21 protein-coding genes and 1 pseudogene are annotated in these 25,663 nt (G+C 38.8%); 5 read left to right on the forward strand and 17 right to left on the reverse strand.

From position 1 onward, the window contains the following. Positions 1-33: 33 nt before the first annotated feature. The 3 genes from H6G73_RS07620 to H6G73_RS07630 form a co-directional block, all read right to left on the reverse strand. The gene (locus H6G73_RS07620) at positions 34-1,392 is read right to left on the reverse strand and encodes a hybrid sensor histidine kinase/response regulator (RefSeq protein ID WP_190602870.1); all 1,359 of its coding nucleotides are present in this window, start codon (positions 1,390-1,392) and stop codon (positions 34-36) included. A gap of 141 nt (positions 1,393-1,533) precedes the next feature. Continuing rightward, positions 1,534-4,827 carry an ATP-binding protein gene (locus H6G73_RS07625; RefSeq protein ID WP_190602871.1) on the reverse strand — a complete coding sequence of 1,098 codons (3,294 nt, stop codon included), beginning with the start codon at positions 4,825-4,827 and terminating at the stop codon, positions 1,534-1,536. 600 nt (positions 4,828-5,427) lie between these two features. Then, positions 5,428-6,048, reverse strand: coding sequence for a single-stranded DNA-binding protein (locus H6G73_RS07630; RefSeq protein WP_190602873.1), 621 nt, complete (start codon positions 6,046-6,048; stop codon positions 5,428-5,430). 289 nt (positions 6,049-6,337) lie between these two features. Between H6G73_RS07630 and mfd the strand changes: the two genes are divergently transcribed. Continuing rightward, entirely contained in the window at positions 6,338-9,811 is a 3,474-nt protein-coding gene (gene mfd / locus H6G73_RS07635; protein WP_190602875.1) for a transcription-repair coupling factor, read from the forward strand. Positions 9,812-10,100: 289 nt separating this feature from the next. On the opposite strand, the gene H6G73_RS07640 is transcribed toward mfd, so the two are convergent. The 6 genes from H6G73_RS07640 to H6G73_RS07665 all read right to left on the reverse strand — a co-directional run bounded on the left by H6G73_RS07640 (position 10,101) and on the right by H6G73_RS07665 (position 16,270). Beyond that, on the reverse strand, positions 10,101-11,672 hold the full coding sequence (locus tag H6G73_RS07640; protein WP_190602877.1) for a hypothetical protein: 1,572 nt from the start codon (positions 11,670-11,672) through the stop codon (positions 10,101-10,103). A 68-nt stretch (positions 11,673-11,740) separates the two neighbouring features. Beyond that, on the reverse strand, positions 11,741-12,073 hold the full coding sequence (locus H6G73_RS07645; RefSeq protein ID WP_190602879.1) for a DMT family transporter: 333 nt from the start codon (positions 12,071-12,073) through the stop codon (positions 11,741-11,743). Between the two features lie 21 nt (positions 12,074-12,094). Further along, on the reverse strand, positions 12,095-12,679 hold the full coding sequence (locus H6G73_RS07650) for a YqeG family HAD IIIA-type phosphatase (RefSeq protein ID WP_190602881.1): 585 nt from the start codon (positions 12,677-12,679) through the stop codon (positions 12,095-12,097). Between the two features lie 42 nt (positions 12,680-12,721). Beyond that, complete coding sequence (locus tag H6G73_RS07655; RefSeq protein ID WP_190602883.1) at positions 12,722-13,678, reverse strand: decaprenyl-phosphate phosphoribosyltransferase; 957 nt, start codon at positions 13,676-13,678, stop codon at positions 12,722-12,724. A gap of 564 nt (positions 13,679-14,242) precedes the next feature. Continuing rightward, a complete protein-coding gene (locus H6G73_RS07660; protein ID WP_190602884.1) occupies positions 14,243-15,658 on the reverse strand; it encodes an adenylate/guanylate cyclase domain-containing protein in 1,416 nt (471 codons plus the stop codon). 102 nt (positions 15,659-15,760) lie between these two features. Beyond that, on the reverse strand, positions 15,761-16,270 hold the full coding sequence (locus H6G73_RS07665; RefSeq protein ID WP_190602886.1) for a pentapeptide repeat-containing protein: 510 nt from the start codon (positions 16,268-16,270) through the stop codon (positions 15,761-15,763). A 14-nt stretch (positions 16,271-16,284) separates the two neighbouring features. Here H6G73_RS07665 and H6G73_RS07670 point away from each other — a divergent pair, with 14 nt between their 5' ends. Then, positions 16,285-16,779: a YraN family protein gene (locus H6G73_RS07670; RefSeq protein ID WP_190602888.1), complete on the forward strand. Its 495-nt coding sequence runs from the start codon at positions 16,285-16,287 to the stop codon at positions 16,777-16,779. A gap of 32 nt (positions 16,780-16,811) precedes the next feature. Here H6G73_RS07670 and H6G73_RS07675 read toward each other — a convergent pair whose 3' ends face one another. The 4 genes from H6G73_RS07675 to H6G73_RS07690 form a co-directional block, all read right to left on the reverse strand. Next, positions 16,812-17,732 (reverse strand): alpha/beta fold hydrolase, encoded by a 921-nt coding sequence (locus H6G73_RS07675; RefSeq protein WP_190602890.1) that lies wholly within the window; start codon positions 17,730-17,732, stop codon positions 16,812-16,814. 104 nt (positions 17,733-17,836) lie between these two features. Continuing rightward, on the reverse strand, positions 17,837-18,661 hold the full coding sequence (locus H6G73_RS07680) for an SDR family oxidoreductase (protein WP_190602892.1): 825 nt from the start codon (positions 18,659-18,661) through the stop codon (positions 17,837-17,839). 162 nt (positions 18,662-18,823) lie between these two features. Continuing rightward, complete coding sequence (locus tag H6G73_RS07685) at positions 18,824-19,492, reverse strand: pentapeptide repeat-containing protein (protein ID WP_190602894.1); 669 nt, start codon at positions 19,490-19,492, stop codon at positions 18,824-18,826. A 266-nt stretch (positions 19,493-19,758) separates the two neighbouring features. Next, the gene (locus tag H6G73_RS07690) at positions 19,759-20,250 is read right to left on the reverse strand and encodes a hypothetical protein (RefSeq protein WP_190602897.1); all 492 of its coding nucleotides are present in this window, start codon (positions 20,248-20,250) and stop codon (positions 19,759-19,761) included. Positions 20,251-20,839: 589 nt separating this feature from the next. On the opposite strand from H6G73_RS07690, the gene aroF reads away from it, so the two are divergent. Further along, positions 20,840-21,712, forward strand: coding sequence for a 3-deoxy-7-phosphoheptulonate synthase (gene aroF / locus H6G73_RS07695; protein WP_190602898.1), 873 nt, complete (start codon positions 20,840-20,842; stop codon positions 21,710-21,712). Here aroF and H6G73_RS07700 read toward each other — a convergent pair. Further along, a complete protein-coding gene (locus tag H6G73_RS07700) occupies positions 21,693-21,830 on the reverse strand; it encodes a hypothetical protein (protein ID WP_190602900.1) in 138 nt (45 codons plus the stop codon). The genes aroF and H6G73_RS07700 overlap by 20 nt on opposite strands. Before the next feature lie 53 nt (positions 21,831-21,883). Here H6G73_RS07700 and H6G73_RS07705 point away from each other — a divergent pair, with 53 nt between their 5' ends. Then, positions 21,884-22,114, forward strand: coding sequence for a hypothetical protein (locus H6G73_RS07705; RefSeq protein WP_190602902.1), 231 nt, complete (start codon positions 21,884-21,886; stop codon positions 22,112-22,114). Here the strand turns inward: H6G73_RS07705 and H6G73_RS07710 are convergent. The 3 genes from H6G73_RS07710 to H6G73_RS07720 form a co-directional block, all read right to left on the reverse strand. Next, complete coding sequence (locus H6G73_RS07710) at positions 22,109-23,257, reverse strand: beta-ketoacyl-ACP synthase (RefSeq protein WP_190602904.1); 1,149 nt, start codon at positions 23,255-23,257, stop codon at positions 22,109-22,111. The genes H6G73_RS07705 and H6G73_RS07710 overlap by 6 nt on opposite strands. 134 nt (positions 23,258-23,391) lie before the next feature. Beyond that, positions 23,392-24,210: a peptidylprolyl isomerase gene (locus H6G73_RS07715; RefSeq protein ID WP_190602906.1), complete on the reverse strand. Its 819-nt coding sequence runs from the start codon at positions 24,208-24,210 to the stop codon at positions 23,392-23,394. A 212-nt stretch (positions 24,211-24,422) separates the two neighbouring features. After that, on the reverse strand, positions 24,423-24,992 hold the full coding sequence (locus H6G73_RS07720; RefSeq protein WP_190602908.1) for a photosystem I assembly protein Ycf4: 570 nt from the start codon (positions 24,990-24,992) through the stop codon (positions 24,423-24,425). Between the two features lie 450 nt (positions 24,993-25,442). Here H6G73_RS07720 and H6G73_RS07725 point away from each other — a divergent pair. Then, positions 25,443-25,663: pseudogene (locus H6G73_RS07725) on the forward strand (photosystem II D2 protein (photosystem q(a) protein)); the annotation flags it as partial.

The following is a 25,663-nucleotide window of genomic DNA, read 5'->3' on the forward strand; positions in this document are numbered from 1 at the left end:
AGCAGGTAGGATACTTTCAGTCTTTCCTACTCCCTATTCCATCTGGGGTTGTTGGATGGGTATTTCCATAACAAATTCTGCACCTGCACCTGGAGACGAGTTGCAGGTGAGTTTGCCGTGATGTTTGTGAACAATTATTTGATAACTAATAGATAGTCCTAGTCCTGTGCCTTTACCAACTGGCTTGGTAGTAAAGAAGGGGTCAAATAAACGCGATCGCACTGCTTCTGGTATGCCTGGCCCGTTATCTGCGATCGCTATTTTCACTGTTTGTGCTGTGGTTAGCTGGGTAGTGATGCGAATTTCGGGATGTTCAATTGGTTTTGATAAAAGATTTACTTCTAAATAATGTCGCTGGGAATTATTCTTTTCTCCTAATTTTGACAGGCTAGCATCTATCTCTGGTACTTCAAATACATCTATAGCATTACTCAAAAGATGTATTAACACTTGATTGAGTTCACCAGCGTAACATTCCACCAAAGGTAATTGACTATAATCTTTGATAATAGTAATTTCTGGTCTTGATTCAGTTTTCCTCAACCGATGTTCTAGCATCAGCAAGGTACTTTCAATTCCTTGATGAATGTCTACCTCTTTCATTTCTGCTTCATCTAGTCGAGCAAAATTTTGCAGAGCATGGACAATCTCCCGAATGCGATTTGCACCTCGGTGCATAGCTGACATCAAGTTTTGCAAATCATTAAACACAAAATATAAGTCGATGTCTTCAAAAATACTTTGAATTTTGGCTGTGGGTTGGGGATATTCTTGTTGATAAACTTCGATTAAATCTACCAAGTCTTGGACATACTGACTGGCATATTGAAGATTGCCGTAAATAAAACTAATGGGATTATTGACTTCATGGGCAATACCGGCTACTAATCTGCCGAGAGATATCATTTTTTCTTTTTGAATACGCTCGACTTGGGCGGCTTCTAAATCTACTAAAGCTTGAGATAATAACAGGTTTTTTTCTTGTAATTTTAATTGTAAATTCCGGACATTAAGTTGATTTTCAACTCTTAATATAACTTCTGTACTATGAAAAGGTTTTGTAATATAGTCTACACCACCCAATTGAAAGGCTTTTGTTTTATCTAAAACATCGTCCAGGGCACTAATAAAAATTACTGGTATATGGCTAGTTGTGTGATCAGATTTTAATTCCTGACATACTTGGTAGCCATCCATGTCTGGCATGTTAATATCTAGCAAAATTAAATCTGGAATCTTGGTTTGACATGCTGTCAGTGCCATTTTTCCGCTTAAGGCTTTGCGAACATCATAACCTTGAGCAGTCAACACAGCAGACAAAAGCCGTAAATTATCTGGAGTATCATCTACTACTAAAATATTCCCTTTTTGATGATCTTGATGTGATAGCATTTGCTCAAAAACGATTTTCGTGGTAAGCGATCGCGTTTACCCAAGAGTGCATATGATGATTATTCCCATAGTCTACACCCTAGTAACTATACACCCAGCTAAAAAGAAATTCCTTAGGCTAAAAGAGTAGAGAGGGAAAAGCTAGACAGAAATGTCAGTCATTTCCATGATGGTTTCAAACTTGAAATTCTGAGCTAAGTCTCTAATCAAATCGCAAATTTGGCTGTGTTCTGATGTTAAATGCTGCAAAAGTTCTAAAATCATGTCATCACTACCTATAGCTGCGGCTTGATTGACTTGTTGTAGCCAATCTGAGGGCAGTTTTGATAAATGCTGACGTATTTCCAGATCATTAGCACAAACTTGTGGTGTAGTCCCTGGGAGTGGTGCTTGGGTAGTTGCTACATTGCTGCTATATTTTACACCCAAGTATTCTTGGAGTTTATCTAATAAGATTTGTTGGGTGAACGGCTTGCGAATGACATCATCACAACCATGAGCAAGAATTTTGTGTCGTTCTTCTTCAAAAGCATTAGCTGTTAAAGCGATAACCAACGTATTAGCCACTTCTGGGTGCTCTTTAATCGCTTTTGTGGCTGCGTAACCATCCATGACAGGCATTCGCATATCCATAAGTATCACATGGGGTTGCCAAGATTGCCATTGAGCGATCGCTTCTTGACCATTTGTCGCTTCTGCTACCTGAAAACCTACGTAAGATAGCATTTTTACTAGCAATAATCGAATTTCCTTCGCATCATCCACTACTAAAATTCGATACGTTGGTTGATCAGGTGCTAATTTAATAAATTCTTCTTTGCTGGGTTGAGTAGGAAGTTCGGTAACTGAAGCTAGATGAATTTGAATATTAAAAGCAAAAGTGCTACCCACTCCAGGACTACTTTGAACAGTAATATCTCCTCCCATCAGTTGTACATACTTTCTACTAATGGCTAATCCTAATCCTGTTCCTTGTTGAGATTTTTTCCCTGTTTCTGTTTGTCCAAATGCAGAAAATAAAATTTCCAATTCGTCTGCGGCAATTCCCAAACCTGTATCTTGAACTTCAAAGCGGAGTATTTTCTGGTTATTTTCTCCTTCCGCTTGGTCAGCAAAAGCTCTGAGAGTAATTGTCCCTGTTTCTGTAAATTTTATTGCATTACCCAGCAAATTAATTAAAACTTGACGTAATTTATTCTCATCAGTATTAATATATTTCGGCAAATTGGGTGCTAATTCAAACACCATCTCTAAACCTTTAGACTGCACCCGGTGTTTTAACATTGATTCCAAATTACCTAACATACAAGCTAAATCAAAATCAGTCAGGTGCAATGTAGTTTTTCCAGCTTCAATTTTTGACATTTCCAAAATGTCATTAATTAAATTCAGTAGATGTTCACCTGCCCGATTAATAATGGCTATATTCTGAATATTTTCTTCAGACAAAGAATGGTCATTACTCATAATTTGGGTAAAGCCAAGAATTGCGTTTAGGGGTGTACGCAATTCATGACTCATATTCGCCAAAAATTCGCTTTTAGCTCGATTAGCTTGTTCAGCAGCCGATTTTCCTCTAGCAGCTACTTTTTGAGCAACAATTAACTGTTTCTGAGTGCTTTGTAGTTCCTGAATCACCTTGAGTAATTCTTGGGTACGACGTTTGACATTAGCTTCTAAAACCCGATTATATTCAGCTAATAATTTTTCCGTATGTTTTCGTTCACTGATATCAAAAAAAGTCGCAATGGCAAAGGTAATATTGCCAGCTTCATCATAAATAGGAACACCTACAGCCTCTAAGGGAATTTTTTTATTATTTACATGAATTTCTATGTCATCAACTTTGACACTTTTTCCTTGTAATGCCTTAAAAATTGGCAATTCCTGACTATCGTAAAGTTGGTCAGACCCAGCTAAATAAACTTTATAAGCTGTCACTAAATTTTCTAGAGACGCATCTGCAACTAATCCCTTACCCAAAATCTCTTCACCAATATGATTGACATAGTAAGGAGTACCTTTGGCATCAGTAATAAATACACCCACGGGCATGGCTTCCAAGAATTTATTGAGCCACATCTGACTTTCAGATAAAGCGGTATTTAAGGAATTTAATTCCTGATTTTTATCTTCTAATTCTAAAAAAGAATTTTGTAATTGCTGTGCCATAGTGTTAAATGAATTTGCTAATTCACCTAATTCATCTATGCGATTCATTCTTGTTAAGTTATTCCAGTCACCAGCAGCGATTTTTTGGGATGAGGTATTTAATTCTAAAATTGGTCGAATTACCCAGCGACTAGTAAAAATACCCACGATTGTGGATAGTACCAAAGCAATTAGGCAAATAATCACTGTCATATGATTATTCGCGTTAATTTCCTGTGTAAAATCAGCTTCAGGAAGTACAACCACAATTAACCAATCTAGTCCGAGACGATCTCGCCAATTTTTTAATTGCACAAAATAGGACAAACCTTGGTGTTGAAAAATTAGTTGATTTTCACCAAATATTTTCTGCCAGTTACCAAATTTTTCCTGAATATGCTGTGCGGTGAGACGAATTAAAAAATCCTGACTTTCAATTGCCAGTAGGCGTTTTGGCTTGCCATTGACTAATACATAAGGTTGATTACCAGTAGATGTAGCTACTATTTGTCCAGAACGTTCTAAAATAAAAGTTTTACCAGATTTACCAACTTTTAATTGTTTGAGAAAATCACTAATTTGAGATAGTAATAAATCAATGCTAATTACCCCCATTAGCTGCTTATTTTGGTCGTACACTGGATAACTGGAAGAAATGGATAAGATTTCTGGCTTATCTTCCCATTGATAAATTTGACTCCATACAGGCCTACCAGCTTTAACAGCATCTGAATACCAAGCCTCTGACCGAGGGTCGTATTCCTTTGTTTCCTGCAAAACATTTCGTTTCCCCTGCTGATTAGAATTGTAAACATACAGTTTACCTAATCCTTTCTTTTCAGAAACTTCATTAATTAATAATGAGCCATTGTCTAGTCTTTCAATACCAATAAACTCACCTTGAGGATTGGCAAAACTGTTATAGCCAACATTAAAAACCCGCATTTGTTTCCAAAAATAATTACTCGTAGTCTCAAAGTCATTAAGATTGAGTAATCCCAGATTAATAGCATCTAAATTAATTTGATTAATCTGGTGAGGTGTAGCTAAATAAGTATAAAGATGTTGTTCTATCCGATTACTAACTTCATTTTGTAATTGAGTAACTAAATCATTAATAGATTTTTGCTGATTCTGAAAAGAAATATAGCCTACTAACCCGACTGCACCACCAATTTGTAATACAAAAGGCACAATAAGAACTGCTCTCAAAGGCAGTTTGGCATAAACTCTATCCAATAGAGAATAAAAATATTTGAGGGGATGACGTTTTGAAAAAATCATGATTTGATTCCCCCCTCATAAAAATGAATAGATTTTTTTGATATAAATGCGAAAAACTGTGAAGAACAGTGAATATTTTGGCATTATTCCTAAGTTTTTTAATTTTCAGGAAATGCTGATGGTAACTCTAAATACTTAATAAAGTTTACAATAGCTGACGAGGCTTGTACCAGTATTAATTTCATTTTCATCGGATCTTGTACAAAAATTCACATTTTGCTTTGTAAGTGTAAATTGACCAAATAGACATATCCAAAAATGAATGTAGAGACGTGCCACCAGCACGTCTCTACAAGGGTTTCAAACCATGCACATTTAATTACCACTAATTACCACCAGATATCTAATGAGATTAATTATTAACTGGAATTCAATCCCAGTCTAGATAACTGATTTGGTGGTCTTCAACATCAGATTTAAGGCTGTCTTTGGCAGCCTCTACCTCCCTATTTTCGTAGTAAATTCAATAGTTAAGTTTTATGTGATTGCAGTGGGATAGACAAAGAACAGATACAACTTGGGGCTAGGTTAAATCACAATTAAATCCCTAGCTTGCAGGGTTAACTGACCTGTTGGGTTGTTTCTGCATAGCCTTTTTCATTAAGGTTTAATCTGTTTGATTCCTTCCCAGGAAGAATTCGCTCCTACCTCACATGTATCCCACAGTTCATTGACTAAACTGGTGTGAGCATAAACAGGTCGTGCAAAGGGAATATCATCTGGGTCTGGTTCAGCTTCTGTTACTGATGTGGTAGTGTAGGCGGGACGGTCAAAGGTAGTTGGTTGATAAGTTGGTTCAGGAGTAGCTGTAAAACTGGGATTTGGTGCTGGTGGGGTGGTTTCATACTCTGGAGAACGGTATGGTGCAGGTTGGGATGGGGGAGGTGCAGCAACTGGGGTTCTAGTAGGAGAAGGAACAGTGGCACCAATATTGTGAATGCGTTGTAGTGTCAACTCAGCACGCTTTTCTTTGTATCCTTGGGGAGTTTCAAAAGTATTCATCCCTAAGCGCCCTTCCAAAATGACGCGATCGCCTGGATGATAGTTTTGATGGATTTCTTTAGCTAAATTACCCCAACCCACTACCTTTAGTGGATGGGATGGGTCATCTGGTCTGAGTCCAGAGATATGTACTATCATTTCCGTGACTTCCAACCCATCTGGTGTATGACGGAGTTGAGGGCTATCATAAATTTCCGCAGTGACAATACAGCTGTTCATGGAATCCTCCTGCTTGGCAAATGCTGAGTGGAAAAAGAGAAGTTTAGGGCTGTGCTAGTATGGGGATGCCACCCTGGCTTGTATCTCTCCATTCAGTAAAGCTAACATTTTCCTGTTGACCTAAGCTAACATACACTTGGTCTGTACCCATCTGAAATAGTTTTCACTAATTCAGCTACGATTTTCATGTGCCAAGATTTCGGGATGAGAACGGTTACACTCATAGAGGTGATAGGCAGTGACAGGGTGACAGGGTAACAAGAATGATTTTCCATTTAGTGTAGAGTCTATGGCTTTTTCTTCTATTGTGCGTGCTTTGGTGCGATCGCCTCTCACTTCAGAACTCACAACCAAACTCAATAAACAGCAGGAATTACGGTTAAATGGCATTCCCCGCTTGCCCAAAGGTTTAATAGCTTCTGCATTGGCCAGTTATGAAGATAGGGATTTATGCGTAGTTTGTGCGACTTTAGAAGAAGCTGGTCGAGTTTACGCGCAAATGGAAGGGATGGGATGGAAAACTGTACATTTTTACCCCACTTCCGAAGCTTCACCCTATGAACCATTTGACCCAGAAAATGAATTGAGTTGGGGTCAAATGCAGGTTTTGGCTGATTTAGTGGGTGGTCAGTCTGCTAGGAAAAATACGGCGGTAATTGCTACTATTGGGGCATTACAACCCCATTTACCACCACCATCCGTCTTTAAATCCTTTTGTTTGACCTTAAACAAGGGGATGGAATTTGATTTAGATGAATTTGCTGAAAAAATTACGACCTTAGGATATGAAAGAGTTCCTTTGGTAGAAACAGAAGGTCAATGGAGTCGCAGGGGAGATATTGTAGATGTGTTTCCTGTATCTTCCGAGTTACCTGTGCGGTTGGAATGGTTTGGGGATGAAATAGAACAAATTCGCGAATTTGACCCCACAACCCAACGTTCTGCCTTAGATAAAGTTGAGAAAATTTCCCTGACTCCCACTAGCTTTTCACCCATTGTGATGGCTGCACTGAAAGATAGTCAACAGTTGGATGTATTGAGTAGGGAGTTAAATACTGATACTGAAGACTTTACCAATTCAGAATTGGAAGGCAGCAGACGTTTTTTAGGTTTAGCTTTTGATCAACCTGCGTCTTTATTAGATTATTTAGCAGAAAATACCATTTTAGCCATTGATGAGGTAGAACAGTGTCATGCCCATAGCGATCGCTGGGTGGAAAATGCTGAAGAACAATGGCAATTGGTCAGGGAATTTCAGACATTACCAAAAATCCATCGTTCCTTTGATGAATGTTTAGCCGCATTTAATCAATTTAATACTTTATATTTATCAGAATTAGCTGAAGAAAATGGCGGGATGAATCTAGCTAGTAGACCAGTTCCCGTTACTCCCCATCAATTTGCTAAATTAGCCGAAACAATTCGTCAAGAAAGGGAACGAAAATTTTCTGTCTGGCTACTTTCTGCCCAACCTTCCCGTTCTGTCTCATTATTACAAGAACACGATTGTCCAGCCCAATTTATTCCTAATCCCCGTGACTATCAAGCAATTGAAAAATTACAAATCAACCGCACTCCTGTAGCAATTAAATATTCCGGTTTAGCAGAATTAGAAGGTTTTGTTCTCCCTTCATTTCGCTTGGTTGTTGTCACCGACAGAGAATTTTACGGTCAACATTCCTTAGCTAGTTTCGGTTATATCCGCAAACGTCGCAAAGCTGCTTCTAAACAAGTTGACCCCAATAAACTACGTCCTGGTGATTATGTTGTCCACCGCAGTCACGGCATTGGTAAATTCGTTAAATTAGAAAGTCTGACCATTAATAACGAAACCCGTGATTATTTGGTGGTGCAGTACGCTGATGGTTTGTTGAGAGTCGCTGCTGACCAAGTGGGTTCCTTGTCCCGGTTCCGGTGTGCAGGGGATAAAGTCCCAGAACTGCACAAAATGACTGGTAAGGCTTGGGATAATACCAAAAATAAAGTCCGCAAGAATATCAAGAAATTAGCGGTAGACTTATTGAAGTTGTATGCTGCGCGATCGCAACAACAAGGTCATGCTTTTCCCCCAGATATGCCTTGGCAAGAAGAATTAGAAGATTCTTTCCCCTACCAAGCAACCACAGACCAGCTAAAAGCCGTCCAAGATGTGAAACGGGATATGGAGAGCGATCGCCCCATGGATCGGTTAGTATGTGGTGATGTAGGCTTTGGCAAAACAGAAGTAGCTATTCGTGCTATTTTCAAAGCCGTCACAGCAGGGAAACAAGTGGCACTCCTCGCACCGACCACCATTCTCACCCAGCAGCATTACCACACCATTAAAGAACGGTTTGCACCATACCCGATGAATGTCGGTTTACTCAACCGTTTCCGCAGCGCAGAAGAAAAGCGGAATATTCTCAAACGTCTGGCAACTGGGGAATTAGATATCGTGGTGGGGACACATCAACTTTTAGGCAAAAGTGTCCAATTCCGTGACTTGGGACTGTTAGTCATAGACGAAGAACAAAGATTTGGGGTCAACCAAAAGGAAAAAATCAAAAGTCTGAAAACCCAAGTAGACGTTCTCACCCTTTCTGCAACTCCCATCCCCCGCACCTTATATATGTCCTTGTCGGGAATTCGGGAAATGAGTTTAATTACCACTCCACCCCCCACCCGCAGACCCATTCAAACCCATCTGGCACCCCTCAACCCAGAAACTGTCCGCAGTGCCATTCGCCAAGAATTAGACCGGGGTGGACAGGTTTTCTATGTAGTACCACGAGTTGAAGGCATTGAAGAAACCACAGCTTCCTTGCAGCAAATGATACCAGGGGCGCGTATCGCTATGGCCCACGGTCAAATGGATGAAAGTGAGTTAGAGTCAACCATGCTCACCTTCAGCAATAATGATGCGGATATTCTCGTTTGTACAACAATTATTGAATCTGGGTTAGATATTCCCCGTGTAAATACTATTTTAATTGAAGATGCCCACCGTTTTGGATTAGCTCAATTATACCAATTACGTGGTCGTGTGGGACGCGCAGGTATTCAAGCACACGCCTGGCTATTTTATCCCAAACAACGAGTATTATCTGATGCCGCACGGCAAAGATTACGAGCGATTCAGGAATTTACTCAACTGGGTTCCGGTTATCAATTAGCCATGCGGGACATGGAAATTCGCGGGGTGGGTAATTTACTCGGTGCAGAACAGTCCGGTCAAATGGATGCAATTGGCTTTGATTTGTACATGGAAATGCTAGAAGAAGCCATTCGCGAAATTCGTGGTCAAGAAATTCCCAAGGTTGACGATACCCAAGTTGACCTGAATTTAACTGCGTTTATTCCTTCCGAATATATTCCGGATATTGACCAAAAGATGAGTGCTTACAGGGCTGTAGCCACTGCCAAATCCAAAGAGGAATTAAAAGCCATTGCTGGAGAATGGAGCGATCGCTATGGTACCATTCCCGTCCCGGCAAATCAACTATTGCGGGTGATGGAATTGAAGCAATTAGCGAAAAAATTAGGTTTTAGCCGCATCAAACCAGAAAATAAACAGCATATAGTGTTAGAAACTCCGATGGAAGAACCAGCTTGGAACTTACTAGCAGAGAATTTAACTGAAACTATGCGTAGTCGGTTTGTTTATTCTCCTGGGAAAATCACAGCAAGAGGTTTAGGAGTATTTAAAGCTGAACAACAGTTAAATAGTTTAATTGATGCCTTTGAAAAAATGCAGGGTGCCATACCTGAAGCTGCTTTAGTGTGATATAACTGTAGCCAAGATAATTAGGACATTAGATCATCTTCAGTTGTAGAGGTAAAGCGCAGTGCTAAACCCCTACAAATTATAATTTTTTACGTCCTAATCTTAGTGGCTGTTGCTATATAGCTGATTATCTTGGTGTTTTTGCCTATACTTTTATTCTTTGGCATCAGCTTACTGACGGGTTTAGACGTAGGTGGGAAACTAAACATTTGCACACTTTTGGTGATGCTTAGAGTCCTTTAGAAAGGCTATTTCTTTACGATATAAAATTATCGCATCTAGACAGCATCTAAGTTCGGGCTAAATAAATAATTTGTTGCATAATATGCAAATTATTAATACCTAACAAAACAATTAATAAAATTGTTCCTAGCATATAATAACGCTGCTTCATGATGGAAGTATTCAATATGAGTAGTAGAAAGGGAAAACTAAAGTAAGAAGTGAAAATAAACATTTCGGGCGTATCAAATACTGAATAGAAGCAGATATTAAATACTGTCGCTAAAAGAGTTGCACCTAAAAAATACAGGTTGCCTTCTTGATTAATATCTCGAAAGTTCTTATATAAACCAATCACTAGAAATAATATCCAGAGAATTACAGCGATTAAACCAACTACGCTATACAGCATGGGTTGATCAAAGAAGTTTAAAACTATTTTAGTACCAGGAACAATTTTCTCTGGAAAAGGTGATGGTGAGACAACACTGACTAAGAAAAAGTGTTTAAATAACTCTGACAACACTAGTAGCGGATGATTGAATATAGTTACTTTCACCCACTCCAATTCTGTATCAAGAGTCTCGGTAACAAAAAAATACTTGCCGCCAAAAAACCTTTTTTGTACAAGACTGAGGAAAAAAGCTATCAGAAAAATCCCTCCTAGATACTCAAGAATCCTCGTAATTTTATTGTTATTTTTTAACCCAAAAAGTAAGACAGAAAAACATATAATAGTATTTGAAAAATTAGTTATTGTCACACCAAAGGAGAATAATCCAGCTAAAATCCAATACCCTAAATAGAGCTTTTGGTGCTGCCAAGAAATAATAAATAGTAGATAAGTAGCAATTATACTTGCCGTACCAAGAGCACGAGCTTCAACCAATGTACTAAAAAATAGATGGGTCATGCTCAGTCCGAAAAGACAAGTCCACAGAAAAGTGACTATACGCTTTTTGCTTATATTCCAGAAACAAAGCGATGCTAAAAAAACACTCATCGCGCCACAAAAAGCATTTATGATGATAGCAATCACTATTTTCGGTACTGGAGGAGATATCAACTTGAGAACGCTAAAGGGAGCTAAAATTAGCAATCTCAAAGCATGGGAACCCTTATGATATTTACTCCATTCAAGTTTGATCCAATCTCCCTGATCGGCAAAGAAAAAAGTAAATTTATTGTAAGCGTAGCCTGGAATTAGTGAGAGACCAAGCGCTAAGTATAAAGCAAAAAAGCCAACAGACAACAAAGTCAAAAAAGATAGTATTTTTCTATTATCAATAATTAAGGTTTTAAATTTGGTGATTTCATTGCCAAGAATGGTAATTAAATTGACTTTATCCTTAATAAAAATTTTTGACAAAAAGGATATACCTAATATACCCAGAAAAATGAAAATATTGCCTTTAATAAAAAAACTATCTGCACGTCGCAAATAAAAATCTAGAGGGTTTTGAGATTTATGTTTAATCAGAAAATCCAATGCTGGCAGTTTATCACTATAAATTGCTGTGATAATGTGATGAGCCAATAGAAAATATACAATTATGCCTAATAAAATAATTGTACACAAACTAACGATTAGTTTATTATTTTTAGCCCAAGCTTTACAAAATTCAGCAGAGTTAATCATGAATTTAAATGGTTACTCCTTAAACAATTACAAGATTTACCTCACTGTCATTAACATTAATTAAATGATTATCTCTTCAAAAGAATAGCCCAAATACCAGTTAATATCAAACCTATTCCTATTCCATGATTTATGGAAATTTTCTCGTGCAAAAGTACAATTCCTACAAATGTTGTGGCCAAAATAGTCAAACCTATAACTACAGGATAAGCAAAGGATAGATTAAATTTAGATAAGACTGCGATATAAGCAACAGTACTAAGTCCGTAAGATAAAATTCCACCTATTAAATAAATATTTAATGGATTTTGTCCAGAGCCTAATTTTAATAGACTTTGGGCGATTGTATTCAGAACAACTGTAATTAAAATCAGAAAAAATAAAATAAATGGATGGTTCATATTCAACATCAAATTTTGATTTTATTTGAATTTATTATACTCGCTATGATTATTAAAGTATCCTAGTTCACTATGGTTTGGGTAAGGTTTTTGCACCCATTTACCAGCGATTTTTTCCCACCATCTTGGTGGATGGGGTAATGTAGCAACTTGAATACAATAACATCCACACAGCCAAGCTCCCAGAACATCTGTATGAAAACTATCGCCAATAACTATTACTTGTTTTGGGTGTAGTTGCATTTTAGCCATTGCCTGTTTAAATGCTTTAGAAAAAGGTTTTTTTGCCGGACTAATAGCTGGAATATTTAAAGTTTCAGACCAATATTTAACACGATATAAGCGTTTACCATTAGAGAGAATAAAAAATTCTAATCCTGCTAATTTTGCTTGTGTTAGCCAATTTTCAGCCAAAGGAGATAAATAGCGATCATCTTCAGAAATAATGGTGTTGTCCAAATCAAGGATAACTCCTCTAATGCCTAATTGAGTTAATAAGTGAATATTTATTTGGGCTAATTTATATACTGATTGTGATGATTTAAATTTATGATTATGAAAATAATTTTTGTATATTCTAGATAATATTTTCCGAATACTTATCATTTATTATTCCTTAAATATGGCTGAGAAAACTGTCTAAAATTTTTACTGAATTATTCCTTGTTGTTTGAGCAAGAGAATCGAAAAACAGGTGAAAATCCAACCTGTTACCGTGAGTAAGGTTGGAACATCTTTTAATAACACTTCTTCTGGTCTTTCAGCCCGATTTCCTGGTTGCTCTTGTTCACTGTTGGCAACATTTTCTCCTGGTTCACTAATTAATTGGTAACGGAAAATACCATATAAAACAAATGGTAATGTGATGAGCATCCAAGACGTTGAGGCTCCATTTAAGTAAGGTCCTGCACTCCAAAGAGCATAGGTTAAAACTGCACCTGTTGTTACCACATTTTCCATCCGATGCAACAGGGATAAAGAGTAGAATTTTAGTACAGAACGAGGTTTTGTACCTTTTATTTGTGTCAAACGCAGTTCAGCTTTGCGTTTTTCTATGCCTAAGAAAAGTGCTAACATAGCTGTACACAGTAAAAACCAAGGTGATAGTGTAATTCCTGTAGCTACCCCGCCAGCTAATGCACGTAAAATAAATCCAGTTGCGATCGCACCAATATCCAATATTACCAAACGTTTTAGCCTCAAATTATAGGCTATTTGCAGGATGGCATAAGCTGTGATAGTTGCACCTAAATAGGGCGATCTCCACCAGCTAATCAGGAGAGAAGCACCTAGTAACACTACAGCCATTACCAAAGCAACTCTAATATTTACTAATCCCGCAGCAATCGGCCGCTGACACTTCACAGGATGCTGACGATCAGATTCCACATCTGCAATATCGTTGATTAGATAAAAACTGCTTGATGTGGCACAAAAAAGTACAAATGCCATCAAACTACCAAAAAGTATTGGTAAATTTAAGCTAAAACCAAAAAGTGGCGCAGCAAAAACAACTAAGTTTTTTGTCCATTGTCGAGGACGTAAAGCCATCAAGTAAGGCCATTTCTGGTTTTTAGATACTAGCTTTTGTGCTTCCGATTTCATAACCTGACCTTAGTTCTTTTTAAATTTGATTTTGAGTTGATTTTAGTTAAAAATCGTATAAATTATTACTTTTATATGGTTGTAATTTTTTTAACTTCAATCTAAAGGTATTATTATTAACATTGTAATTGCAATGATAATATAATAACATCATGCCTATGTATTTTTATCTCTCTTTACCAAGAAATCATGTAATACCAATTCTTTATGAAGCTGCGCTAAATAAAGCTTCAAGAATGAAATCGTAAGAAGTAAGAGAAGCAATCATCGAAGTGTTCATCTGAACGCCTGGCGTGCGGATATACTGTCACAGCTTGTAGGCTTTGCTGTATAATAAATCTACGGTTTGGAGTCTAAAAAACTTTCCCGATTGACAAGGTTGATTTGATGGCTGAAGTTCCTTTTCTCAAAGGGTTGGCAAAATATGCTATCTCTGCATCATCACCTTTTTTGTCTCTTTTATTGCTAAGTCCAGTTACGTGATGGTGTAACAGTTCCTAATTACCGCAATTACTGTTGTGTGGTTCAAATTTTTATCTTATTAATGTGAAATCTACTGTAAATCTAAATTTCAGCAAGCAAGAAGTAGGTACAAATTTCTCCTCGACCTTTGATGGGAATTACTCCCCGCTTTTCTACTTGGAAGGCATCTTTGATTAAGGAATAAGTTGCTTCTGAAACTTGAATTTTGCCAACTACACCATGAGATTCCATGCGACTAGCTAAATTGACTGCATCACCCCATAAATCATAACTAAATTTTTTCAGTCCGATAACTCCCGCGACAACGGCACCTGTATTAATGCCTATTCTGAGTTGAAAGCATTGTCCTGTCGTCGTTTGGATATGGGAGATGGATTTTTGCATATCTAATGCCATTTTAGCAACAGCGATCGCATGATCAGCACGTGGAGTGGGTAAACCACCGACTACCATGTAAGCATCTCCAATGGTTTTAATCTTTTCTAAACCATAAGCTTCTGCGAGACGGTCAAAGCTAGAAAAAATTTGATTGAGAGAATTAACTAATTCAATGGGGGAAATTTGGGTTGCTAAACTTGTGAAACTGACAATATCAGCAAAGAGAATAGTCACTTCATCAAAGCGTTGGGCAATGGCACTACGTTCATTTCCCGAAGCGATTGTACTTTGTTCCTTCTTTAATTCTTGGGCGATTTCTGCTGGTAAAATATTCAACAATAATCGTTCTGATTTGTCCTGTTCATCTCTTAAACAAGATTCTACTTTCTGACGATTAGTAATTTCTTGTCTCACTCGCGAAAACATTTGACTAAATGCCCATATTACTTCCCCCATTTCGTCAGCACGACGAAGAGATAATGTAGTAAATTTTGGATCATCACCGTTTTCACTAATAGCTTCTCCCGCAGCAACTAGGTCATCACGTAATTGTAAAATTGGTTTGATGACTACTACTCCCAAGGTCAGCATGGTTGTGAGGGTGACAAAAATAGAAATAATAATAATCAACCCAGATATTCTTAAGGAAAAGGCAAATAATTCTTTTTGAACGGCAGTAGCATCATGACGGATAACTAACAAATATTTTCCTTGATGCATGGGAACAATCCAAGCAATATCATAGCGATTTCCCTGTTTATTTATCGCTCTCATGACTGGAAGATTGGAAAAATTTTGAGATGCTATTTCTGGTTGTTCGCCAAATTTGCTAATTAATTTACCATCTCTTTTTAACAGCACTCCACCTTTAATTAATGATTCTGGCTTGAGGTTTCGAGATATTTCTTCTAGCAATTTTCTTGCATCAGCTTCCGAATGATTTTGATAAATTAAAGTTGCAAAAACTTCATCAGAAATCTTTTCTATTTTCCCTAAAAGTTCATTTTTACGCCGCCAATAGGAAGGGATGAGAATGATAATTTCAATGACAATAATGCTGGTAAATACCCAGGTAACAATGTACCGTGATAGTCTTGATTTAAAAAGGTTCAGGAACATTTTAATGAGGATAAAGATCCAAAAGACTAGAGAACTTTCACAGAAGACTCAACATTACCTGGGCATGTGCTCAAAGAGATATTTTAATTATTCCTACAACCGCTAATCACAAAACAAAGTATCTCGTGTTTCTCTACCAGTGACGGGATTAGTTCCTTGTGCTGACTTGCATAATTTTGCCTGTTCATCACTACGCAGTAACACATCAGTAAAATCTGCACCATCCACTATAGCACCGTCAAACTTGGCATTAGCTGCAAATGCACCTTCTAAAACAGCATTGGTTAAATTGGCTTTAATTAACCTTGCGGAATCTAAAGTCGCATTAGTCAAATCAGCACCAGTCAAGTTTGCAGATTCTAAATTAGCAGCAAAAAAGCTGACACCACGCAAATTAGCATGGGAAAAATTACTATAACGGAGATTTGCTTTGGTAAAACTGGAATCAGTTAAATCTCGTCCTGAAAAATCAGATTCAACTAAAATTTCTTTGTTGTATTGTAGCGCCGAAGCAGCAGGCACAATACCTAAAAGTGTTGTAGTATAAATAATTGCCAAAATTGTCAGACTAAGGCAAACAGTCCAAATTCGCTTGTAGAAATGAGTATTCATGCTATTTTTAATTAATGCCTAACCCTCCTCCATCTAATTATCCACTAGATATTGGTCACTTGGGCGAAGACTTAGTAGCCAAGTGGTTAGAATCTACGGGTTGGGAAGTTCTACACCGTCGTTTTGCTTGTCGGTGGGGAGAAATAGATTTAATTGCACAGTATCACGGAAACAATATAGCATCCACAGTATCAGGCGATCGCACCCAGCCGTCAACATTAGCCTTTGTGGAAGTCAAAACCCGGAGTCGAGGTAGTTGGGATGCAGGAGGGAGAAATGCTATCACAGCCAAAAAGCAAGAGAAACTTTGGCACACAGCAGAAATCTTTTTAGCTAAGTATCCAGAAAAAGCCGACTATCCATGTCGCTTTGACGTAGCTATTGTTTTTTGTCAACCCAACTCCCCATCATTACAAAAAATAGAAATGACTCCAAAATCTCTATTTAGCCTCTCCACTGATTTATACCGCTTGGATTTGCAAGAATATATTCCCGCGGCCTTTGGTTAGGCATAAAATCAGACATTTCCCATGTGGAATTTTTAATTTATTGCTTCTATAAAGGGAGAAATTGCTGCGACAAATTCAGTCGTTGATTCATAGGGTAAAACATTTCTACCGATAATTTTTATCCCCCGACCATTAGGTAAACCAGCCATATAAGCTGATATACGCTCATCTGGTGTTTCTTGATTTGTATCTTTATTAATACTTGATGCTGTGTCTCCAACCACCACTAATGTTGGTTGCTCAATCTTGGCAATATCATCAGTATAGTCCCGTTGCCAAAATCGCGCTAAGAAAGCAAAGACTGCATAGCGTCCACCCATATTTTGTGCATCTTTTAATAATGTTGTTAACCAATCTTCATCAACGTTTTCTAATGATGCAAATAATCTTTCTTCAGAAAAAGAACGTAGAAAATTACGAGTACGTGCATAACGGAAAAACGCATTACCGATAGGTGAATTAAAAATAGACCAAAGTAAATTTTGCCGCCATTTTACAGGCTTTTTAGTAATCAATTTCCAAGGTGGTGGGCCAGACATGACCACACCAGCAATGAAACTAGGTGCTAATTTGACTAATTCAATGGCTACTGGTAGTAAAGCACCTTGGACAATTAAGATAACAGGTTGTTTTACTACTGTTTGGAGAAAATATTGTAATTGCTCGGCCCAATCAATAGGTTTATAAGCCTTGCAAGGTGTGTCGCTGTCACCACAGCCTAATAAATCAGGGTTAAAAATTAAGTTTTGATGATTTGTCTGATACCATTCCCGACAAAATCTTTGCCAGAATAGTCTTGATAAACCTACTCCAATAGGATGAATTAATAATAGGGGAGTACCTGTAGAACTAGTATTTTTAGGTTGGTGAACTTCATAAGCACAACGATAATTCTGCCAAGTATAAAACTGGGGATAAGATGAGTTTTGTTCATCAAATGTAGGTTCTAACATCTGTCTAAAAGTAAAATATTAACCACAACATATTAACTAGAACGATAGAGAACGGGTAATAATAAAACCCGTTCCATCAAAAATTATCACTATCACAGCAGGATTTAAAACATAATTTGAGGATGAAGTAATTGATATCCTGCATCTTTGAGTTTTTGATTTGATACCCATGTATTATAGGAACGGTTACTTTTATTAGCTGCATCCCAAATTACAGTGGGTAAATTATTTTTAGTTAAAACATGGTCAATTAATTCACGACTGGTTAAATGAGCATCATCAACAAGATTATAAATACCTTGTAAGCGATGCAGACGGGCAAATTCTACAGCCCCGATAATATCATCCAAATGAATCCAATTGGTGATTTCATCACCATTGCCAGGACGAGTTGCACCAGCTACTCTACCAAAGATTTTAATTAATTCTCGACCCGGTCCGTAAATTCCTCCTAAGCGAAAAATGCACACCCGGAGATTTTCATTTTCTGCACCTAGTAAAACCTCTTCTGTTTTTCGCAAAATTTGAGCGTTGCGATTTGGAGGTGCTGGTGGTGTTTCTTCATCTACCCAAACACCATTTCTATCTCCATATACTGAATAACTACTGGTGTAAATTAAATGACGAATATTAGTAAATTGCCGCAAGCTAGTGACTAAGGTTTTAGCAGTCTCTAAATAAGTTTCTTCATAGGCATTACCGTTTTTTGCTCCCATACTCAATAAAACAACATCTTGATTCTGTAAAACTGATTTTAATCCTTCTAGGTCGTTACCACGAGTGAGGATGACTTTGTGCGCGACATTTTCTAATGTTGGTATGCGCTCAGGGGTTGTGGTGGTGACAGTGAGGACAAAATTATGATTTTGCTGCCAATATCGAGCTAAAGCATAACCCACATAACCACAACCAATAATTGCTATATTCATGATTATTTAAGAAAAATAAATTACTAATTTTTAGTCAATTTTCAATCATCGCAGAAATTTTGACTATTGACTAATTACTTATAAGTATTGGCAATATCTATGACTAGTGAGAGAGTATTGCCAAATCTTCCATATAGCCGGTAGTTTTATCTGGGTTTGATTTTAGTGATGAACAGCACCATCAGGCATAATTGCACCGGCTAAGTTAGCGCCTATTAATTTTACCAGTAGGCGATCGCCTGAGCGAATCCTTGCCCCTGTCAAATCAGCACCCCGTAAGTCCGCACCACTCAAATCAGCACCAATTAAATTCGCTGAACGTAAATTTGCCTCTCTCAAGTCAGCTAACAACAAATTGGCTCTAAATAAATTCGCTTCTGACAAGTCCGCACCTCTGAGGATGACTTTGTGCATAAATGTATCACTGAGATTTGCACCGCTTAAATTTGCATAACTCAAGTTACGTCCAGATAAATCTCGATTACTCAAATTAGCACGACAGAAGTTTTGACCACTCAAGTCTTGATTTGGTTGTGGTGCTTGATACTTGCTTTGACTTTGGTAACTGTAGCTGGATGATTTTGTCGGTTGCTGATAAGCCGTAGAGTAGTGGTTTGTATGGGGTTTATCTTTAATAGACCGCAACTTATCCCGTGCTTCATTAATCGCTTTGAGCTTTTCTTGTGCTTTTTGCTGTAAGCGGATATTGTCTTTAGGAAGGCGGTCGGGATGCCAAACAAAGACCAAATCTTTGTAAGCCTGGTTTACCTCTTCTAATGTGGCTCCTGGCTCCAATTCCAAGACTCTATAATACCGCTCCATTTCGCTCATACGATGTATTGGTAGACAATCAGATCATAATTAAATTAATTATTATGAGTAAAATAGCCATCTGTCAGTATAGACATTGAGTAAATTTCTAGTTTATTTGCTATTTCTGGTGAATATTTAAATTCTTTGGCAATCAAGGTTAGTTTTTGGGCTGTCAATTAGTAAAAAATACTACTAAAAACGGTAGGTATTTATTCATGATGATTCAGATATTGACAAAGTAAGAGTGACTGTTATTTTTAACTGGTAATTTGTAATTTTTAATTTTACCTAGTGGCTCTATTTCTCCACCGGGTGATGGCACGGAAATAAGCTGAAATAGGAATTTGATAAACTTCAATAAAAATCCAAATAATAATTGACAAATGTAACAAAAAAGTTAGGATTGTCCAAATATAGGGAATCCAGGTGAGAGGAGCATGAGGAGTAGGGGGAAAATAATAAGCTCCTAACCCAATTAAAGCTGTGGGTAAAATCACAAACGCGATCGCTGCTAATCCATAACCCCAGCCTAGTTCTACACCCTCTAACTGAGCCTCTGTCCACTTTACACCATTCCACCGCCACATGAGAGGAGGTTCTCTAGAGGGCATTTTGATTTGCTGAAGTTCTAGATTAACAGTAAAAATCTCCTGGCAAAAATCACAAGACATAGCCTCCATCATCGGCATATGGGAAATTTTACCAATGCGACAAACAGGACAAGGATAATCCTCATGAAAGTTTAAAGGTGTAGCAAAAATTTTGGGTTTGGACATAATCAACCTGGTACTGCTGGAAGATGAATTTCATGAACAAGCTAGAGTACCGCTAGGCGGAATTAAAAATCAAAAATCCAAGATTCAATATTGAAAAAGCTCATAGAGAGCTACAATCTAAAGCTGTGCCAAACCTGAAACTAAAAGTTATTGAGCCTTTTATTTTAGACTGTCGCACACCCGTAACTCTCACAGTTGTAATGAGTCTATCGCTTTTTGTCCTGAGATGGGGATCTTGACAGCCAAGAATCTTTTTGTTAACGTCTGTGAATAAGTCTATAAACTTTTCTTAGGCAACGCCACACAAATGTTCAGCAATAATTCCTATTTTTATTTTTGGTTTAGGGTGGTTCACCGGGGGTGAATCGAGTTTCCTGATGGAAACTGCCCGGTGAACCGCAGAGCGAACTCTGCGGTTTTTGTTTTTTTAGGAGAAAATTTCCCGATCATGTCCTATCTAACTAACTGGTTTTATGGCTTTTACTTTTGGCCCAGCCTCAGTTCCGGGTAGATAGCGTCATGTGAATGAATCAGAACGCACCCGGAACTCTCAAGAGTCCGGGTTTTTTGTTGTAAGGAGACTCAAAAGATGATTAACGCTAAACTGGCTGCTCAATCCCATAGTGATCACCAAACTGTGGTCAAACTTTCCGAAACAGTGGCTTTCGGGGGAGAGGAATTAGTGATTATTGGTGGCCCCTGTGCGGTGGAAAGTTGGGAACAAATGGAGACCGTCGCTCAAGAATTGGCAGCTACATCTGTTCACGGGTTGCGGGGTGGTGTTTATAAACCACGCACCTCTCCCTACGCTTTCCAAGGTCTAGGTGAAGAAGGTTTAGCGATTTTGGCTCAGGTGCGATCGCTCTACAATTTACCAGTAGTCACAGAAGTTATGTCTATTTCCCAAATTGAAGTTGTCGCTGCCCATGTGGATATGCTGCAAGTAGGTAGCCGTAATATGCAAAACTTCGACTTACTCAAGGCTTTGGGACAAGCTGGTAAACCCATATTACTCAAACGGGGATTAGCAGCCACCATTGAAGAATTTGTCATGGCTGCCGAATATATTTTAAGTCACGGGAATCCTGATGTCGTCCTCTGTGAAAGAGGGATTCGCAGTTTCGATAATTACACCCGTAACGTCTTAGATTTAGGGGCAGTAGCAGCACTGAAACAAATCACTCACTTACCCGTAATTGTCGATCCTTCCCATGCTGTTGGTAAGCGGGAACTAATTGCACCTGTGGCTAAGGCTGCGGTGGCTTGTGGTGCGGATGGCTTAATTATCGAATGTCACCCAGTACCAGAAAAATCCGTTTCCGATGCTCGTCAAGCCCTTTCCTTGGCAGATATGGCTAATTTAGTCAATAGTTTAAAGCCAGTAGCCACAGCCGTAGGACGGACAATATCAGAACCAATGGGGGTAGGTTCACAACCTGCCCCTATTTATTGTGCTGCTTGAATTCCACAAGAGAGCGATCGCTTATTTCCGCACTTCCACCTTGATGATCATCCATGGTGGGAGTGAAATTTCCACATCCTCCTCCACGATTTTTCCACAAATGTACCGTACTCTCCAAATATCTACTCTAAATTCTCAGGCTGCAATCTACTTCAAGGTAACGGAAAAATTATGGGTAACTATGAAAATGCCGAACAAGGTCTTTTAGCTTGGACAGAAGTACCTAAAGTTTATTGGATTACCTACAGACAAGCATCCGGTAGCTGTTTCAGCTACAGAAACGAAATTATTATGGGTATTTCTACTGGCGCTGTCCGCAAACTCGCCGAATTAATGATGAAACCAGGTGAACGGGTGAGTGCAGTTAAACATATTTACCCACTCCAACCAATAAATTTATAACCGAGGTTGACCACAAGCCAGAACAGCATTTTGCCCACCAAATCCAAAGCTGAAACAGAGCATTTTTTCTACAGGAGTTGTTTGCGGTGTACAGATAAAATTCAAATCAAACTCTGGCTGCTGCAAACCAACACAAGGGGGTAATGTTTTCTGTTGTAAGGCTTTGAGGGCAAAAGCTACTCCTAGAGCACCCGATGCACCCAAAGTATGACCAGTGCTACCTTTAGTGGCTAAAATTGACACTTGTGGTGGAAATAGATGGTCAATAATTTGACTTTCAATGTGGTCATTCAAACGAGTAGCCGTACCATGAGTATGAATGAAATCTATATCTTGAGGATTGAGTCCACTGCGGGTCAAACATTGTTGAATAGCAGCGATCGCACTTTTGCCTGTTGGTTCTGGTTGATTAGGGTGATAAGCATCTGCTGTTAAACCAAAACCTAATATCTCTCCATAAATTTTGGCTTGACGTTGCTGGGCTAATGCTGCTGATTCGAGAATCAATATCGCTCCACCTTCACCTAAAACTAATCCTTCCCTGTGAACGTCAAAAGGATAGGCCCCCGTACTAGCTAAAGCACCCATTTGCTGAAAACCAGCAATTGTGAGCGGTGTAATTGGGGCTTCCACAGCACCAGCGATCGCTCTTTGATATTGTCCAGTTTGAATTAAAAAAGTTGCTTGAGCAATGGCCCAAATCCCCGTAGCACAAGCTGCCATTGGTGCCAAAACTGTGCCCACAGAACCAATTTGACGAGCCACTGCCATGGCATTCATGTGGGGTAAACTATCCAACCATCTTTCTAGGAATCTTGGTTGCCCATCTTGACCAGACATTTGCCTAGCCATATTTTCCCAAACAGCTTGATAGCCACGACTAGAACCAATCACCACCGCACAATCTGCTAAAGGAGGAACCAGTTCTCCATCAGCTAAGGCAGCAGCTACAAGCATCTGCGTCAAATGACCTAACTCCGATGGTTGGGAAGAAATCAACCCTAGAGGAATCTGATGTAGTTCAGGAAATGGTTGATTTAACTTAATTCCCGTCTGACCAGTTAATAAACCTTGCCAGCTATCCTCTAGGGTTTGACCTAATGCGGAAACTAAACCAATACCAGTAACAACAACCTGGGACAATTTTGGATTTTGAATTTGAGATTTTGGATTGAAAAAACAGGATTTGCTAATATTCTGTCCCTGTCAATGAACATGATAGAGAAGGGTGATGAGGAGATAGAAACAGTCAATACCCCTCTTCGGTCACCTGTCACTTATTTCAAATTTTCTAATCCTTGGGTAACTTTAGCAGAATCAATGCGATCGCCCTGCTGAATTTTGTTAACTAAATCAAAGCCTTGGGTGACATAGCCAAAAACAGCATAGTTACCATCGAGAAAAGCTAAATCAGCTAAAGCAAAATAAAACTGTGAAGAAGCAGAATCGGGCATTTGGGATCTAGCCATAGCGATCGCCCCTTGCTTATGCTTTAACTCAGGTGGTTTAGTTACACCAGCCATCTCAAAAGTTTTGCTATAAATTGGACTAGCTTCCCCCTGAGGCTTAATTTCTAGGGGAATATAGCGAATAGCATTAGTTTTGGGGTCAACGTAACTGCCTGTTCCTAACCGATTGACAGCAACACTGGTATTTTTACTTTGAGGATCGCCACCTTGAGCCACAAATGGTTGGGGGTCACGAATCACACGATGGAACATCAAGCCATCGTAAACACCCTTATTAACTAAATCTACAAAGTTTCCGGCTGTAATTGGTGCATTGGTTCCATCCACTTCAATCGTAATTGGCGCACCTTTTACCGTCATTACTACCGTAGCTTTTCCTTCGAGCCGTGGTAAATCTTTCATTCCTGGAATACTCTCACTAGTATTTGCTGGTGTAGTTGCTTGTGTAGTTGTTTCTGCTACTTGTTTAGTTTCAGTAGTCGTTTGATTGTTTGTCTCGGCCGCATTGGGGTTAGCTGTCGAGGTGGGAGAAGCATTAGAACTACTTTGACCTGTTGAGCAACCTGTCAACATCAAAGTACCAATCATCAACAGCGCAACTAAAAATTGCGAAAACTTTAACCGCATTGCCAATTACTGATTCAACCAGAGTATCTTAACTTCTCTTTTGAAATTTTCCAGATCAGATTTTGGATTTTAGGGCTACCAAGCAAGAAATCTACCAATTAGGGTATCTTAGCCATGAAATCAACTTGTTGCGTTCATTATCCACCCTAAACAACGGCAGGGTTGATGTTTGGTATTCCCTCGTCCAAAATCTCCAATCCAAAATTTAAAATTTACAGACCTTCTAAAGGTACACCCAAAAAGCGAGCTAACTCAGCCCCTTGAATTTCCAAGTCTGACAAAGATAAGGGCTGACCAACTCTAGTCAGAGGGATGTCCCGTCTACCCTTGACCCGCAGATACAATGCACGTTGAGGATTGAGACCTTCTTTAATATAAATCCGCACCGATTGTACATCTTGAATGCGGCTTTCTATCTCAATCCGGCGATTTTTGCCAGGAAATCCCCACCGAAAGACCGTGAGTTTACCTGTTTCTTGATTAAATTCGTTATAGCCACCGCCTACATCCCAAAGAATGACCAGCCATAGATACAAGGCTAGCAACACACCAGCAGTGCCATATAAGCCCATAACCAACCCTTGGGGGACAAAGACTAATTGAGTTGGATCAGTAACTATGAGTAAATTGACTTTGAGGTAACTGGAGATAGCAGCTAATAAAAAGCCTGAAGCTCCTAAAGTGACGATACTGGCCCACCAGTAGTTACTAAACCGACGAGAACCGAGAACGTTTTGATGGAGAACGCTATCGCCTTTATTAATCGTTGATGATGCCGTCATAGAACTACCTTAGCCCATGAGTTATTCCCCTTAAAAGTCTGCCACTTCACGAGTCTGTATTGCAAGTTGTGATCTTTCTGAGAAAAGTTGTGTCAGATTGTTAAATTTCTGATATTGATAGTAATAAATATCTTAAATACCTAATTCACTTGCGTATCTCCCACGCAAATCTGGATGAATGTGATAAGTTAAGAATCATTAAGTTACCACAAACTAGATTACTAGTGGATGGTACCGATAATGGCATAATCCTGAGAAATGGCCAAATAATTACGGCAGCAAATTCTCAGAAACCTATCTACTGTTCAGTAGATAAAAGTGTCAAAAAACACGTTGAATTCCTCACGGTAGTGATTCAAGAGTCATACCAGGGAGAAATTCCCAGGCACAAAACTCAAGAATCTGCCTTAAAAACGTCGCAATTTTAGTAAAAAAGAGGATTTTACTTAGATGACCATCGCAGTAGGCCGCCCCACGAGTAGCAGAGGGTGGTTTGACGTACTAGACGACTGGTTGAAGCGCGATCGCTTCGTATTCATAGGATGGTCAGGGCTATTACTATTCCCCTGCGCCTTCCTAGCACTAGGCGGTTGGCTCACAGGGACAACCTTCGTCACCTCCTGGTACACCCACGGACTAGCCTCATCCTACCTAGAAGGATGTAACTTCCT

The organism is Richelia sinica FACHB-800 (genome assembly GCF_014698825.1).
In the GTDB taxonomy this organism is placed as follows: domain Bacteria; phylum Cyanobacteriota; class Cyanobacteriia; order Cyanobacteriales; family Nostocaceae; genus FACHB-800.

What these genes read in the sequence shown, in the direction of transcription:
- H6G73_RS07620 (WP_190602870.1), bottom strand. Translation starts at nt 1,392, where the DNA reads ATGCTATCACATCAAGATCATCAAAAAGGGAATATTTTAGTAGTAGAT.
- H6G73_RS07625 (WP_190602871.1), bottom strand. Translation starts at nt 4,827, where the DNA reads ATGATTTTTTCAAAACGTCATCCCCTCAAATATTTTTATTCTCTATTG.
- H6G73_RS07630 (WP_190602873.1), bottom strand. Translation starts at nt 6,048, where the DNA reads ATGAACAGCTGTATTGTCACTGCGGAAATTTATGATAGCCCTCAACTC.
- mfd (WP_190602875.1), top strand. Translation starts at nt 6,338, where the DNA reads ATGGCTTTTTCTTCTATTGTGCGTGCTTTGGTGCGATCGCCTCTCACT.
- H6G73_RS07640 (WP_190602877.1), bottom strand. Translation starts at nt 11,672, where the DNA reads ATGATTAACTCTGCTGAATTTTGTAAAGCTTGGGCTAAAAATAATAAA.
- H6G73_RS07645 (WP_190602879.1), bottom strand. Translation starts at nt 12,073, where the DNA reads ATGAACCATCCATTTATTTTATTTTTTCTGATTTTAATTACAGTTGTT.
- H6G73_RS07650 (WP_190602881.1), bottom strand. Translation starts at nt 12,679, where the DNA reads ATGATAAGTATTCGGAAAATATTATCTAGAATATACAAAAATTATTTT.
- H6G73_RS07655 (WP_190602883.1), bottom strand. Translation starts at nt 13,678, where the DNA reads ATGAAATCGGAAGCACAAAAGCTAGTATCTAAAAACCAGAAATGGCCT.
- H6G73_RS07660 (WP_190602884.1), bottom strand. Translation starts at nt 15,658, where the DNA reads ATGTTCCTGAACCTTTTTAAATCAAGACTATCACGGTACATTGTTACC.
- H6G73_RS07665 (WP_190602886.1), bottom strand. Translation starts at nt 16,270, where the DNA reads ATGAATACTCATTTCTACAAGCGAATTTGGACTGTTTGCCTTAGTCTG.
- H6G73_RS07670 (WP_190602888.1), top strand. Translation starts at nt 16,285, where the DNA reads ATGCCTAACCCTCCTCCATCTAATTATCCACTAGATATTGGTCACTTG.
- H6G73_RS07675 (WP_190602890.1), bottom strand. Translation starts at nt 17,732, where the DNA reads ATGTTAGAACCTACATTTGATGAACAAAACTCATCTTATCCCCAGTTT.
- H6G73_RS07680 (WP_190602892.1), bottom strand. Translation starts at nt 18,661, where the DNA reads ATGAATATAGCAATTATTGGTTGTGGTTATGTGGGTTATGCTTTAGCT.
- H6G73_RS07685 (WP_190602894.1), bottom strand. Translation starts at nt 19,492, where the DNA reads ATGAGCGAAATGGAGCGGTATTATAGAGTCTTGGAATTGGAGCCAGGA.
- H6G73_RS07690 (WP_190602897.1), bottom strand. Translation starts at nt 20,250, where the DNA reads ATGTCCAAACCCAAAATTTTTGCTACACCTTTAAACTTTCATGAGGAT.
- aroF (WP_190602898.1), top strand. Translation starts at nt 20,840, where the DNA reads ATGATTAACGCTAAACTGGCTGCTCAATCCCATAGTGATCACCAAACT.
- H6G73_RS07705 (WP_190602902.1), top strand. Translation starts at nt 21,884, where the DNA reads ATGGGTAACTATGAAAATGCCGAACAAGGTCTTTTAGCTTGGACAGAA.
- H6G73_RS07715 (WP_190602906.1), bottom strand. Translation starts at nt 24,210, where the DNA reads ATGCGGTTAAAGTTTTCGCAATTTTTAGTTGCGCTGTTGATGATTGGT.
- H6G73_RS07720 (WP_190602908.1), bottom strand. Translation starts at nt 24,992, where the DNA reads ATGACGGCATCATCAACGATTAATAAAGGCGATAGCGTTCTCCATCAA.